We start from the raw sequence: 13,285 nt of genomic DNA on the forward strand, positions 1-13,285 counted from the left end.
GCGTGGCTCTTACATACGCTGTATAGATGCCGACAACGGTGAAGAAGTTTGGAAAGCTCTACACTGGGGAGCAGGCATCGGCGGAGCCCACCTCACAGGTACCGCAGTGTACATGGCTGACGGCTACGTTGTGGGACTTAACCTGTACGACAACCGTATCTACTGCTACGGCAAAGGACCAAGCGCCACAGAAGTAACAGTGCAAAACAACGTTGTCAACTTGGGAAACAGCGTCCTCATAACAGGACAAGTAACTGACCAGTCACCAGGCGCCAAAGACACACCCGCAATCGCGGACGAATACCAAACCGAATGGATGGCATACAAATATCAGCAACAGCCAAAACCCACAGACGCAACCGGTGTGCAAGCACATTTAACCGCCATTGACCCCAACGGTAACTACCAAGACCTCGGCTACGTCACAAGTGACACCAGCGGCGGCTTCAAGCTTCTATGGACTCCTGAAATACCCGGAGAATTCACCGTAACAGCAACGTTTGAAGGCTCTAAATCATACTACAGTTCTACCGCAAATACCTACGTGGGCGTTGTGGAGGGTTCAGCATCACCAATAGTGCCCGGCGGTCCCTCACAGCCAGTTTCACCTCTGCCAAGTGAAGCACCACAACCATCAACCAGCGCAGGCGCACAGACAACCGTTTACATTGCCATAGGCGTAGCAGTCATCGTTATAGTTGCGTTAGCAACAGCGCTTGTCCTTAGACGACGCAAATAAGCACCAAAAACCAACCTCCTTTTCTTTTTTTGGTTTATTCTCAAGGTTGTTTTTCTGAATTGTCTATTAGAACCAAGATAAAGTCCCGTTTCTCCGCGCAGTTCGCAGACACCAAGAGTAAACGTAGTAGCCTACAGGCAGAATTATCAAACACATGGCAACCAAAATTACAAAGGTTGGAAGAATTGTCAGAAGGGATGCTCCTGTGAGAACTTGTCGTATGGCGGTGAAGAAGTAGTATTGGGGCACAAAGTATGAAATCACCTGCAACGGAACGGGCATAACTTGGGGCGGAAAGAGTACGTTCCCAAAAAGGCTTGTAGCTATAGTTATCAGGGTCGTCACGGGGTCGCCTTGCTTAGTTAAGATGAGGATACCTGCGCCTATCATGCTAAACCCGATGAAGGTTCCGATGCCCAAAGCGACAACCAGTAATGTTCCCAAAATGTTAATGCTTAACACGACGCCGAAAGCGAGAACGCCTATGGCTAAGTAGATGATGATAGTTCCTGTGCTCCAGATAAAACCCCACAAACTACTACCTACAATAAACGTGGCTAGACCCGTGGGTGACACAAGGACTTCTTCCAGCGACCACGGATTGATGGTTTTCTGAACCAAGGTGAGGCTTTGCGACAGGTACGTGTTGAAGGCGATGCCGATTATCAGGTAAGTCGTCAGAGGCATATTGTAAATTTCAAGCACGCTTTGCATCTGCGCATTAGAACCCAAAAACGCGTAAGACAAGGCTCCAAAGACAGCACTCAAAAACATCAGTATCATATTCGTCTTGTAAGTTGAGAACGAGATCATGTCCCGCTTCATAAAATAGTAGACCTTGAACAGTTCCTGAGAAAACGTCACTTCTCAGCACCTGCACGGGTCAATTCTATGAAGGCATCTTCCAAAGTGGGTTCTTCCTGCTTGAAGTTGATGAGTTTAATTTTCTCTTTGAAAAAGAAGTCCAAAACCCTCGGCAGCGAATCCACATCCTCCAATCGTATCCGTAGGCGAGTTTGTTCAAGTACAGCGTCTTGTACTTCAGCATTGAGGCTTACCACGCCCTCCATAGCTCTTAGCGTGCTGATTTGAGTGCTGGACATGTTTTTTACGGTTGCGTCAGCAACTTCGCCTTTCTTCACCTTGTCCCTGAGCGCGTCAGGCGTGTCTAAAGCGATGATTTTTCCTTTTTTCATGATGCCTACGCGGTCACACATCTGCGCAACTTCTTCAATATAGTGCGTAGTGTAAAGCACCGTTTTGCCCGTTCTCTTTGCCAAATCGTTTTTTATGAATTCCCTGATGGCTCTAGAAGAATTTATGTCTAAACCCGTTGTGGGCTCATCCAACAGCAGGATAGGTGGGTCAGCAAGAAGTGTCCGTGCCAAAGCAAGCTTTCGTTTCATGCCACCCGAGTACCTCTGAAAAAGCTCAAACGCGCTGTCTTGTAAGCCCACAAGCTCAAGTACCTCCAGAATCCTCTCCTGTATTCTGTTTTTGGGCACGTTGTTAATGGCAGCGAAGAATTCCAAGTTGCTGTAGCCGCTAAGTCTCCAGAAAAACCCGCGTTCTCCCACGCTGAAGAGAGTGCCGATGGAACGTTTAACCTGCATCTGCTGCGTTGCCACATTAAAACCGTTCACATACGCCACTCCCCCGTCAGGCGGAAGCAATGTGCACAACATCTTAACCAGCGTGGTTTTGCCCGCCCCGTTAGGTCCAAGCAAACCGAAAAGTTCGCCCTTCTCGATTTTAAGGTCCAACTGATTAACTGCAGTTACAATTCGTGTTTCTTTGCCGCTGAAAAAAGATTTTTCATTTCGAATTTTAATTTTTGACTTGTACGTTTTGGTCAAGTTCTCTGCAATTATCGCATACTTTTCTGTAGACGTCAATTCTGTCACGTACAGTCAGTTCAAATTAATACGTTGGTTTCTATGCATAAAGCTTGTCGTAGAAACAAGTGCTTGTGGCTAGCAACTTAAATAGGTAAAAGCACAGCGTTTTGAATGTGTTTGGGGATGACTGGAAGCGATGTTCGCCTAAAAATAGCAACGTTTTTCGTGATTGGAATTCTCATCGGAATTGGCTTCACTCAAGTTTACTACGTTTTGAGCGAATCCGCTGACGAACCCCTGCTAACACCGACACCTGAACCGTCGTCAACGCCGACGTTGGCTCTAAGCCAACTGTACCAGAACGCAATTCAAGATGCTATGATTGCTAACTCAAGCGAAGTCTACAGCGGACTCACTTCTATAGTTGAGAGCAACGGCAATTTGAGTTGGACTGGTGCAGCAGGCAACCGAAGCGTATTAGTTGTCACTTTCACTAAGTACGCTTCAAGCTACCCCGTGGGCGAAACTGTTAACACAACATGGGGAGAAACTTGGGTTACGGTGGTGCCTGAACTCAAAGATTTCTTCGAAAACTCCCCTGACTCCGAAGAGAACGTAACGTTGAGAGTTTTACAACTGTTGGGTTTGCCGTCGACTAACGCGAATTCAGATTTTGTGGAGCTGTGGGTTAGTCCGCAGTCACTTTTTCGACCCACCCCCGACAACGAAATCAACGACACCACCGCACAGCTTGCTTTCCCAACTTCTGCAACAGCCGAATACACCGCGTGGTTTAACAACAACATAATCTACTCATACTTCCCCCAAAGATACCCGTGGACAAGACTCGGCTACACCTACGATTGGGGCAACACAACTTCCCATGTAGGTTTAAGCGAATTTGTGGTCAGGCAGAACTCGCTGGTGACTGTTAAGTCCGTGACGCCGCTTCAGGAATACCTTGGGAAATAGCATTATTCAAGCAAAAACTTTGTTCCTTGTAGAATTAAAATAGTGCAAAACCCGTTTGTTTACGGTAAAAAACCAGTAATTGTATTGTCTATTGCCTGTGTTGTGTTTTTAATTTTTCGTTTCGCGTTTGTTAGAAAAGACGCGTTTTGTAAGTGCCGACTTAGATTTGAAATCGTTACGCCTTATACATAAGCTTTAAACATTCGTGAACAACAAATGCATCTTAAAGGGCAAGTACATGAGAAAGGCACAGATAATTGCGTTACTTTTGACCGTAGCATTAGTTACATCCGTGGCGCTTAACTTTTACCAGTACACGCAAAATGCATCTCTCAAAAGCCAAAACGACGCCGCCACCACGCGGCTGGAAATGTCTTCGTTGCTAACCCAAACGCAACTTCAGGTAAATGAGGAACTCAAAAACCTCGACGATACCCTCACGGAAGCCTGCAATCAGCTCTCCACAACAGATTTGCAAGGCACCCAAACCCGACAAATACTCAGCGAATTAGCCGCAGGTAACTCTTTGATTGTAAATGCAGCAACCTGCGACGACAAAGACATACTTTTGGCTGTTGAACCCAGCCAGTATAGTGACATCGAAGGCGAAGACATCAGCAGTCAAGAACAGAACATCCAGATGCACCAGACCCTGCGTCCTGCAATGAGTGACATGATACTCTTAGTGGAAGGCTTCTACGGAGTTGTCATAGTGGCGCCAATATTTGACGCCGACGAGGCATTCGTGGGCTCCTTAAGTATCGTTATTCAACCCAGCCAACTGATAAAAAAAATTGTTGAACCCGCTACCGTATATAAGCCGTTTTCCTTCTTTGCCATGCAGACCGACGGGCGAATGATATACGACGCAGACCCCAAGCAAGAAGGGAAAATGACTTTTTCTGACCCCGCCTACCAAGATTTTCCTGAGCTATTAGCCTTAGCACAGAAAGTCTCAGCGGAAAACGATGGATACGGAACCTACACGTATCACCCAACTTTGGAGTCAGAGGAAATTGTCCAAAAGGAGGTTTATTGGGCAACCTTAGGCATTTACAGGGCACAGTGGCGGCTGGTCATATTACACACCTTGAATACGTAAATTTTTTATGCAAACAACGCACAAAAGGTAGCCGAATCGAAATGACAGACATCGCATCAACCCTCAACAGCCTCTTCTTACTCCTTGGTACAGCTTCATTCATGATTGTCGTGGCTTTTGCCCTGTCCAGCTTCAGCTTCTGCAAATTTATGATAACGCAGAAAGGTTTGATAGCTAAGCTGGTAATTGGAGCCGTTCTGGGTGTGCTAGCAATTTACGGAACGTTGATGGGTACCAAACTGGCGGACGGAACTATAGTCAACGTCAGAGAACTCGCCGTGATGATTGCAGGCGTTACAGGCGGACCCATAGGGGGGCTGTTGGCGGGCCTAATCGGCGGGATTCACCGATGCACCGTTGGGGGAGCCACAGCGTTACCGTGCACAATTTCAACTATACTCATTGGCGTAATCTCAGGGTTGGTCTCCACGAAACTGCTGGGTAAAATGTACTTGCTAAAGGGCGCGGCGTTGGGGTTTGTTTTGGAGTCTGGCGCCATGGCGCTGATTCTGTTGCTTGTTCAGCCTTTCGATGCGGCATTGCAGATTGTTTCGCAAATAGCTGTTCCTATGATTGCGGCAAACACCATAGGACTGGTCCTTTGGATGTACCTTTTTAACAGGTGGAATGTGCTGCATTAACAAGAAGCTGTTATTAGTCGCAAACTACAATGTTACACTTAACTTAAGGTAGTAAGTGATTACATGTTTTTCAAACAAATCAAACATCACGGCGACAACTTCAGCTACATCTTCGCAGACGAACCCACACAGGAAGCGGCAGTTGTGGACGCCAGCTTCAACGCCGACGAACTCCAACGCCTACTCAAAGCCCACAACTTACGGCTGAAGTACATTTTTTGTACCCATGGGCACTCAGACCACACCGCGGGAAACAACACACTACGTTCTGCTTTGGGAGGGCAAATTGTGGCTCACAAGCTTTTTCGTGGCATCACAGATGTCAGAGTAAAAGGTGACGCTGTTTTTAATGTCGGTGATGTTGAGGTCAAAGTAATCTATACACCTGGACATACCCCCGACGGCATCTGCCTGCTCGTTAACGACGAAAAGCTACTCACTGGCGACACGCTGTTTATTGGAGAATGCGGGAGAACCGACCTGCCCGGCGGTGATTCACGGCTACTCTATGACAGCCTCTTCAACAAGCTGATGAAACTGGCTGACATAGTGGAGGTTTATCCTGGACACGATTACGGAGTAAAATCAAGCTCAACAATTGGTGAAGAGCGGCGGACAAACTATGTGTTGAAGCCGCGAAGCGAGGCAGAGTTCGTTGAGTTCATGCGGCAGCCATAATTTGTACCTCGTTTTTAATGTGTTGCAAAGCTACGGTATCTCTATGAAAAGCTTAATTCTGTAGAGTCCCTAATAGTGACTTATGGAGCTTGAAGTTGAAAATTTGCCCAAGGGCTTGCGACGAAGAGGTTTAAAGGGAAAACTGAAGACGGTATGCCAAAAAAATGACATAACCTTTTTGGCAGTTTTCGGGTCGTTTGTCAGAGGCGAACAGAACATGGAAAGTGATGTTGATGTGGCAATCGAGTTCGACCCACTTAAGCGCAAGAGTCTTCTTGATTTGATTCGTGTAGAAGATGAGTTAAGTAAGTTGTTTAAGAGAAAAGTTGATTTGGGAATTTTCAGCAGCTTAAGTCCCTATGTCGCTGAAGATGTAAAGAAGGAGATGCGTGTTATCTATGAAAAAAGATGATGCGTATCTGGCACACATTTTACAAGCTATATTTAATATAGAAAACTTCATTGGCGGTTTGACTGAAAAAGAGTTTTTTGAGAATATAGAGAAGCAGTATGCTGTTTTAAGAGCTCTAGAGATAATTGGCGAAGCAACCAAAAATTTGAGCCCAGAACTGAAAATGAATAATCTTGGCGTTGACTGGAAGAGTATAGCCGGTATGCGTGATAAACTAATTCATGCTTATTTCGGAATAAATTTGCCCCTAGTTTGGGAAACGGTCAAAAAAGACCTCCCGCAACTCAAAACTCAGGTTGAAGAACTATTAGAACAAGCATAAATTAAAACAAGTAACCCTTCTTATCCCGCACATTAAAAATATGTGACGTGCTTTCCGTGTGAGTTCTTAGGTCAAAGGTGGTTATAAGCCGAGTTCTACCAGTTTAGTGGGACTGTTAATTTCGATGGCTTTTGTCCTAGTTGCTATGCTTGAGATTTTAGGGTTTGCTTGGGCGCCTATGGTGGCGACTACGTCTCCTTTATAGGATAAGGTTACTGTGACGCCTGCGTCGCGAAAATCCTCCGCAACATCCTTGAACATGTCCAACGTGTTTTTGGTTTTGGTTATCCCACTGAAGGTTGATTTTATGCCTTCTTTTATGCCTTTTTTGTGTTTCCCGTCATCGCTTTTACGTATCTCCGAAAGGGTATCTTTTATGAAGTCTTTGTTGACGGCGTTTACTTCGAATTTCTTGTTTGCTACTTTAATTTGCAGGTCTTCGACGTTGTTGGTGGAGACTGTGATTTTTCATGATTCAAACAGTTGCCCTATCAGGTCAGCTACTTGCATGTTCCACCTGCCCTTCACGTTTTAGGTTAAATAAAGTGGGTTTATGTTTACGCTTCTTTGGCGTAGACTATGTCTAAAACGATTGCCCCGTTGAGTCTGGCTTTCATCGGACCCATATCTAAAGTGAGGTCTTCAAAGCTTAATTTAAGGTCTGATTGTTTTCCCGCAAGTTTATCTAAAACTGCCAGAATTGTGTCGCTTATGTCTTGGGCGGTTTTCTCTAAATTTTTTGACGTTTGACTGCTTTCCATTAAAAACACCAATATAAGAATACTTGAGAGGGGCTATAAATATTTACCTAACACAAGAAAACGCTCAAGGAACCTTTGTTCATTTGTAAAATGAACATTATCAAAGTTGCTTTTATAGCCGTGACACGTCTGAACCAGATTTTGCTAAGTCGTTTTTGAAGAAAAGGGGGAGTGTGTTGTTGTCTTTCTTACTTTTCTGTCTGTTTATGCGAACGCAGTTTAGTGTAGAGGGCCAGCGTACCTACGGCGAAGAGCACCGGCAGAATCATGATGGCTGAAAACTCTGGTATCCACTGGTGGCCTTCCCAGCCGAGAATAACGCCGCCGTCACCTACAGCGTAGCCTTTAGATTCAGAGCCCATGTACGTTGGATTCACCACGGCGATGCCTCTGAGGGTGGCGGTTGAGGCTTCGTTGCTTGCGCCGATCCATATCGTTCCGTTAAAGCTTAATGTCATGCCTGATTCGCCTGCTGCCCAGCCTTCACCAGTGTCACATACAAACACCGAGTACATGGTTGCGTTAACTGAATCTACGAAGGCATCTTCTGGGCTGTCGCCCATTTCCCCATTTGTCATTAGTGGGTGATAAAGTGCTATTTCGGTCCAACGAGTCCAGTTTGTGCCGTCCCAATGCAACACTGTTCCTGTGCCAGATTGTCCGCCTACTGCCCAACCATCCGTTTCATTGAACATGAAAACTGAGTACAGGTTAGTGTTTGTTGGGCTGGATACTTCTTCCCATTCGACGCCTGTCCAGCGCATTATTAATCCGTTGTCACCTACTGCCCACGCGTCTGTGGCGCTCACTACCGCTACTGAACGTAGAGTGTTTGGCGCGAGGTTTAGGGAGCCTGCCCATTCGATGCTGTCATAAACTAGGATTACTCCGTCTGCGCCTACTGCCCAGCCGAACGAAGCGTCAAGCATGCTTACACTGTACAATGTTGGAATCGTGCCGTCTTGTTCGCCCAGTGTTATGTTGTTCCAACTGTTCCATTCTGTTCCATTCCACCGAATTATCACTCCCGTGCCGTCGCTTTCTCCGCCTACCGCCCAAGCATCCAAAGGATCTGACATCGAAACCGAATACAGGTTGGCTGTGGTGGGACTAGTTGATAGTTCCCATGTTTGGTCTCCGTCCCAGTGAATTATTGTTCCGTCGTCGCCGACTGCCCAAGCAAGAGACATGTTGTACATGCCGCCGGGGGTGATTGCGTTCAGGTTTTGAGCTGTTGGACTTGCTACAATCGTTTGGTCGGTTTGTTGTGCACAAGCTATTGGCGCAGTTATCAGAAAGAAAAGAGCCACTAAGGGGGCAATTTTTAAAAGCCGCATTTTTTTCACCTTTAAAACTAAATAATCAGCCTAAGCGGTCTTAAAATAAATTTGTGACTGTGTTTAAGCATCAACTTACTTAAACAGGTGAAATTAAAAGGAATTCAATAGGGCCCAGAATGCCTTATAACCGATTTCACTTTCACTAAGGATACAATGGTATAGCCGAACAGAGTACTTCACGTATTCAACGGTTTAACCCTTTAACACCTGCGTGATTATCTTATCCATCGTTTTTTAACGCACGCTGCCGGAGGAAGTCTAATAATTTCTTTGGTGTGTAGCTCCTTTTTGAGTTCGGACAAAGCTTTTATTCCGTGTAGCAAATAACCTGATATTGGTTGGGGCTTGGTGATGAAGCTTGCGTTAACTGTTGTTGTTTTTTCTTACATTTCACAGTTGCCTCTAAGCTGGGCACCAGTAGGTTTTTGGGGTCGATGGCGTGTTTGACCTTCTCAACCTGATTTTAATTTGTGTTTTCGCAGTGGTTTATCTATGGGTCTTCTATAATGTGCCAGTGTTGGTTGCTGGCGTAAGGAACAAACGAAGAAGCGAACGGGAAGGCAACCGTGAAGATGTGGCCGTGGATGTTGAGGGTTTGCCTTCGTTTAGCGTGCTGATTCCCGTGAAAAATGAGGCTAAGCTGGTTAGTCGGTTGTTTGAGGCTTTGGGTAAACTGGATTACCCTGCCGATAAGGTAGAGGTTGTAGTGGTTGAGGATGGCTCATCCGATGGCACTTTGGAGGTCTGCCAAGAGTTTGCTGTCGCTCGTGGAAACGTTAAGGTTCTGCGGCGGAGTGTGTCGGATGGGAAACCTTCTGCCCTAAACTATGGCTTAAAGAGCTGCACTGGAGACGTGGTGGCAGTTTTTGACGCTGATAGCGTGCCTGCAGTGGATGCGTTACGACGGGCTGCAGGTTATTTTGCTAATGAATGTGTTGCGGCGGTTCAGGGGCGTACCCTGTCGATTAATTCTGATCAGAACATGCTTACTAAGTTCATTTCGTATGAGGAGGCGGGGTGGTGTGAAGCTTACTTGCGGGGTAAGGATGCTTTGGGGTTGTTTGTGCATTTGCGTGGTAGCTGCCAGTTTGTCCGCCGTGATGTTTTGGTTGGTTTGGGGGGATTTGATGAGGGAACTTTGTCCGAGGACATGGAGTTGTCGGCGCGGTTAACTCAGCAGGGTTTTGTAATTCGTTACAGTGGAGATGTTTGTGCTTGGCAGGAAAGTCCATGCAGTTTGGGAATGTTGTTTAGACAGCGGACACGATGGTTCCGCGGCACCATGGAAGTGGCCTTCAAATACGGTCGATTGATGGCTAAGCCAAACGTGCGAAATTTTGATGCTGAAGCGACTTTGTTTGCCCCCTTCATAATCATGGCTTCGTTGCTTGGCTACATCGCTGGTTCAGGCGTATTTTTTGCCCAATACCCATTTAACGTATTGTGGAATGTTCTAGTTTTGATCTCTTTTGTGGCTACGACGTTAACGATGTTGCTTGCGGGGGCATCGCTGGTTTTAGTTTCTAAGCCTCGGCGGGTGGGGAATCTGCGGTGGCTACCGTTTGTGTTTGGTTACTGGTGCATACAGGGCTTTATTGCGTTGTATGCTGGGTTGCTGATTGTGCTGAGGTGTCCTAAACGCTGGGTGAAAACCGAAAAGAGTGGGGCTGTTGCTGATTCTGGGTTCGTTTCAGTGCACGCAAACTGAGTTTTTAGTTTGTCATAGTGCCCAAGACCAAAAAGGAATATATCTAATTTTTACGTCATCGGCGTTTTGTTCGTTTTCATAGTCGTATGTTATTATCGTGCACTCGTTTAGCTTCATGGTTTTGGCGGCTTCTGTAAGGGCGGAAATTTCGCGTTTTCGTGTCTCTGCTGAAGATACATCGTAGCAGACTTGCAGCAGTTGTGGGTTTTTTGGTTAACTATAAAATCTACTTCTTTGCCTGATTTCAGTCTTACATAGTAGATTGCTTCTGCAATTTTTCTTCGCCTAAGCAGTTCGATGAACACAGCGTTTTCAAGTGCTCTTCCTTTGTCTATCTCGCCGAAAAGCTTTGAAAATCCTGTGTCTATTATGTAGGTTTTTTGTTGCCTTGCAAATCTCTTTTTGGGGCTTTTGTGGTATTGTTCAAGTGTTGCAGTGAAAAAAACCGCTTTTGTGTACTCTAGAAAGTTAAGGTTGTTCTTCTGCTGACTTTTAAGCCGACGCTGCAAAAATAGTTGTATATCTTTGTTGAGCTAAAGTAAGCTGCATAGTTGATAGCAATATTCTGAGGAAAACTCCTAAGTCGCCTGTTTCTCTCAGTTTGAATCTTTTGACTATGTCTCTGAAGAATATGGCGTCGAAGTATGATGATAGTATCTCCATTTTTCTGTTGGTGTCTTGTGTGAGTGCTATTTCTGGGAATGCGCCGTATTCAAGAAATTCGTCCAACTCTTTTAGTGTGAGTCCTTTTTTTATGGCGTACTTCCGGCTTTCTTTTTCTTCTTTTATGCCTTTTGCTTTGATAAATTCGCGGAAAGAGAATGGGTAACCTGTGTATGAAATGTTTCTGCCTGCTAGCGCTGTGGCTATCTCGCTGCTGAGTAATTCAGAAGATGAACCTGTTATGATGATTCGGTATTTGTGGAGGTCGTAGATTTTTCTGATCCCTTTGTCCCAGTTTTTCACGTTTTGGATTTCGTCTAAGAAGAGGTAGATGCGTCCTTGTTGTGGGTATCTCACCCCAATCAATGTTGTGTGGTTGCGGTTTGATTGTTTTTGTGTTTGTTAGGTTGTTTTTGTTGGTGAATTGCTTTTTAGGTTACGATTTATAGGTACGCTTCATCATGGTGTTTATACTTCAGAATCCTTACTGTTTGAGGGTTTTCGTGCACTTCATATATAAGAACAAACGGTCCGATGTGGACTCTTCTAAGTCCCTTTAGAGGGTGCTTTAGCGGTTTAAATTGCGTGGGGTCTATCATTATCTGTTTGATTTTTTTGTTTACCGCTTCTAGTTGTTTCTTGTCTTTTTTTGATAGTTTTTTGAATGTTTTGTAAACTTCTTCTTCGATTTCTAGGGTGTACACGTAATCACTTTATGTCGAATTCTTCTGCGAAGTCTTTGATTTTGGTGAATTTGCCGTTTCTGCGTGTTTCTTGGATTTCGGCGATGAATTCTGGTCTAAGTTCGGGTTCCAGTTCGCATTCTTCGTAGCGTTTAAGGATTATGCTTAGTGCTTTGTTCTTGTCTTTTAGGCCGTATTTTGCTTTTACTATGTTTATGATTCGGTTTTCTCTTTCGCTTAGCTCGATTACGTTTTTAACCATGCTGCTTACCTTGTGCTATGTAATATGACGTAATTCGTTGTTATTTAGCGTTACTGATGGCTGAGGCTCTCATACGTTATTAATTGGCGCATTAGACGGAGAAAAGCGGCGCGGTTGCGTGAGCTTATGCCCCCGTTTTTAGGGAGAAATTTAGGTGGCGCGTTTAGAGGTTTTGGGGTCTTATGTTCGTGGTGACTAAACCGACAAGAGTGATGCGGACCTTTTAGTGACTTATTCAGAGATGGTTAGTTTTTTTGCGGTTTTGATTTGAGGAGGTTTTTGGAGAGAAAGCTTCATGTTAAAGTGGATCTTGTGTCGCAAAAGTTTCTGCCCCCTTTACCTTACGGGTAGTATTTTGCAGGAAACTGTACCCATCACATTCCAGTTAAAAAGTTAGTTACCCTGCGCAAGATTTTGATTCATGAATATTTTAGCCTGGATATAGAGAGTATGTGGCAGACGGCGAATGATCTCTTGACGCTTAAACCGTATTTTGAGAAAATTTTACGTGTGTTTGAAACGTCATAGCCCTTGTTTTTTAGGGTTAATGAGCTCTTTGTTTATGTTTGGCTTTTGGTTACTGGTGTATTCAGGGTTTTGTTGTGTTGTACGCTTGGTTGCTGATTTTGTTGCGGCGTCCTAAATGCTGGGTTAAAACAGAGAAGAGTGGTACAGTTGCGGATTCTGGGTTTGCTTAGTCTCTGGTTAGCATGTTTTTGTGCGTTGGCTCCTGTTTTTTCGAGCCCTCTTTGGTCATGGTTGTATGCATCTATGCCATTGACTGCCTGTTTCCTTTAACGTGTCTTTTATTGGTGTATTTTTGGTTTTTATGTAGTCTTACTTTGGGATTCTGTGAACTCCGTGTTTGATTTTATGATTTTCTTCACCAGCTTTTTCTCTTTAATTGGTCCATCATCAATGTTTTTTATTTTTTGTCTTTTTCTTTCTTTCAGATATGGCTTTTAAATGAGGGTGGGGTCAGGTGAAGGTTTGTTTTTGTTCAGATTCGTTCGAAAAGTATTTATGTTCTGTTGGGCAGTAACTTTTGTTTATTAGGAGACAGGAGTTAAGAGGGAGTTTGTTGGGGACTAAGGTATTTCCGCTTACTGGTAAGCGTTCTTGTACTAATACCAGCAGTGGTAACCTTTGTTCCAAGAGTCCTTT

At 44.8% G+C, this 13,285-nt stretch carries 17 protein-coding genes; 8 read left to right on the forward strand and 9 right to left on the reverse strand.

Annotated elements, in window-relative coordinates; translation table 11 throughout:
* Positions 1-739, forward strand: a 739-nt coding sequence (locus tag NWF01_00005; GenBank protein MCW4023405.1) for a hypothetical protein, incomplete at its 5' end; no start/stop codon positions are given.
* 66 nt (positions 740-805) lie between these two features.
* Here the strand turns inward: NWF01_00005 and NWF01_00010 are convergent.
* A complete protein-coding gene (locus tag NWF01_00010; protein MCW4023406.1) occupies positions 806-1,603 on the reverse strand; it encodes an ABC transporter permease in 798 nt (265 codons plus the stop codon).
* Positions 1,600-2,634, reverse strand: coding sequence for an ABC transporter ATP-binding protein (locus tag NWF01_00015; GenBank protein MCW4023407.1), 1,035 nt, complete (start codon positions 2,632-2,634; stop codon positions 1,600-1,602). Before NWF01_00015 ends, NWF01_00010 begins: the two co-directional genes overlap by 4 nt.
* A gap of 126 nt (positions 2,635-2,760) precedes the next feature.
* Between NWF01_00015 and NWF01_00020 the strand changes: the two genes are divergently transcribed.
* From NWF01_00020 to NWF01_00045, 6 genes are all read left to right on the forward strand, one after another.
* Complete coding sequence (locus NWF01_00020) at positions 2,761-3,549, forward strand: hypothetical protein (GenBank protein MCW4023408.1); 789 nt, start codon at positions 2,761-2,763, stop codon at positions 3,547-3,549.
* Between the two features lie 238 nt (positions 3,550-3,787).
* Entirely contained in the window at positions 3,788-4,651 is an 864-nt protein-coding gene (locus tag NWF01_00025) for a PDC sensor domain-containing protein (GenBank protein MCW4023409.1), read from the forward strand.
* Positions 4,652-4,692: 41 nt separating this feature from the next.
* Positions 4,693-5,292 carry a hypothetical protein gene (locus tag NWF01_00030; GenBank protein MCW4023410.1) on the forward strand — a complete coding sequence of 200 codons (600 nt, stop codon included), beginning with the start codon at positions 4,693-4,695 and terminating at the stop codon, positions 5,290-5,292.
* 63 nt (positions 5,293-5,355) lie between these two features.
* On the forward strand, positions 5,356-5,970 hold the full coding sequence (locus NWF01_00035; GenBank protein MCW4023411.1) for an MBL fold metallo-hydrolase: 615 nt from the start codon (positions 5,356-5,358) through the stop codon (positions 5,968-5,970).
* An 82-nt stretch (positions 5,971-6,052) separates the two neighbouring features.
* Entirely contained in the window at positions 6,053-6,382 is a 330-nt protein-coding gene (locus NWF01_00040; protein ID MCW4023412.1) for a nucleotidyltransferase family protein, read from the forward strand.
* A complete protein-coding gene (locus tag NWF01_00045; protein ID MCW4023413.1) occupies positions 6,369-6,704 on the forward strand; it encodes a DUF86 domain-containing protein in 336 nt (111 codons plus the stop codon). The genes NWF01_00040 and NWF01_00045 overlap by 14 nt, the downstream gene beginning before the upstream one ends.
* Positions 6,705-6,785: 81 nt before the next feature.
* Here NWF01_00045 and NWF01_00050 read toward each other — a convergent pair whose 3' ends face one another.
* From NWF01_00050 to NWF01_00060, 3 genes are all read right to left on the reverse strand, one after another.
* Positions 6,786-6,965, reverse strand: coding sequence for a hypothetical protein (locus NWF01_00050; protein MCW4023414.1), 180 nt, complete (start codon positions 6,963-6,965; stop codon positions 6,786-6,788).
* Positions 6,966-7,261: 296 nt separating this feature from the next.
* Positions 7,262-7,465, reverse strand: coding sequence for a hypothetical protein (locus tag NWF01_00055; protein ID MCW4023415.1), 204 nt, complete (start codon positions 7,463-7,465; stop codon positions 7,262-7,264).
* 188 nt (positions 7,466-7,653) lie between these two features.
* Positions 7,654-8,802 carry a WD40 repeat domain-containing protein gene (locus NWF01_00060; GenBank protein MCW4023416.1) on the reverse strand — a complete coding sequence of 383 codons (1,149 nt, stop codon included), beginning with the start codon at positions 8,800-8,802 and terminating at the stop codon, positions 7,654-7,656.
* A 442-nt stretch (positions 8,803-9,244) separates the two neighbouring features.
* Here NWF01_00060 and NWF01_00065 point away from each other — a divergent pair, with 442 nt between their 5' ends.
* The gene (locus NWF01_00065; protein ID MCW4023417.1) at positions 9,245-10,513 is read left to right on the forward strand and encodes a glycosyltransferase family 2 protein; all 1,269 of its coding nucleotides are present in this window, start codon (positions 9,245-9,247) and stop codon (positions 10,511-10,513) included.
* 113 nt (positions 10,514-10,626) lie between these two features.
* Here NWF01_00065 and NWF01_00070 read toward each other — a convergent pair whose 3' ends face one another.
* The 4 genes from NWF01_00070 to NWF01_00085 form a co-directional block, all read right to left on the reverse strand.
* Entirely contained in the window at positions 10,627-11,022 is a 396-nt protein-coding gene (locus NWF01_00070) for a DUF4143 domain-containing protein (protein MCW4023418.1), read from the reverse strand.
* On the reverse strand, positions 11,006-11,533 hold the full coding sequence (locus tag NWF01_00075; protein MCW4023419.1) for an AAA family ATPase: 528 nt from the start codon (positions 11,531-11,533) through the stop codon (positions 11,006-11,008). The genes NWF01_00070 and NWF01_00075 overlap by 17 nt, the downstream gene beginning before the upstream one ends.
* An 86-nt stretch (positions 11,534-11,619) precedes the next feature.
* A complete protein-coding gene (locus NWF01_00080; GenBank protein MCW4023420.1) occupies positions 11,620-11,880 on the reverse strand; it encodes a type II toxin-antitoxin system mRNA interferase toxin, RelE/StbE family in 261 nt (86 codons plus the stop codon).
* A 4-nt stretch (positions 11,881-11,884) separates the two neighbouring features.
* Entirely contained in the window at positions 11,885-12,121 is a 237-nt protein-coding gene (locus NWF01_00085) for a DUF2683 family protein (GenBank protein ID MCW4023421.1), read from the reverse strand.
* Between the last annotated feature and the right edge of the window lie 1,164 nt (positions 12,122-13,285).

The organism is Candidatus Bathyarchaeota archaeon, from assembly GCA_026014585.1.
Lineage (GTDB): Archaea > Thermoproteota > Bathyarchaeia > Bathyarchaeales > Bathycorpusculaceae > Bathycorpusculum.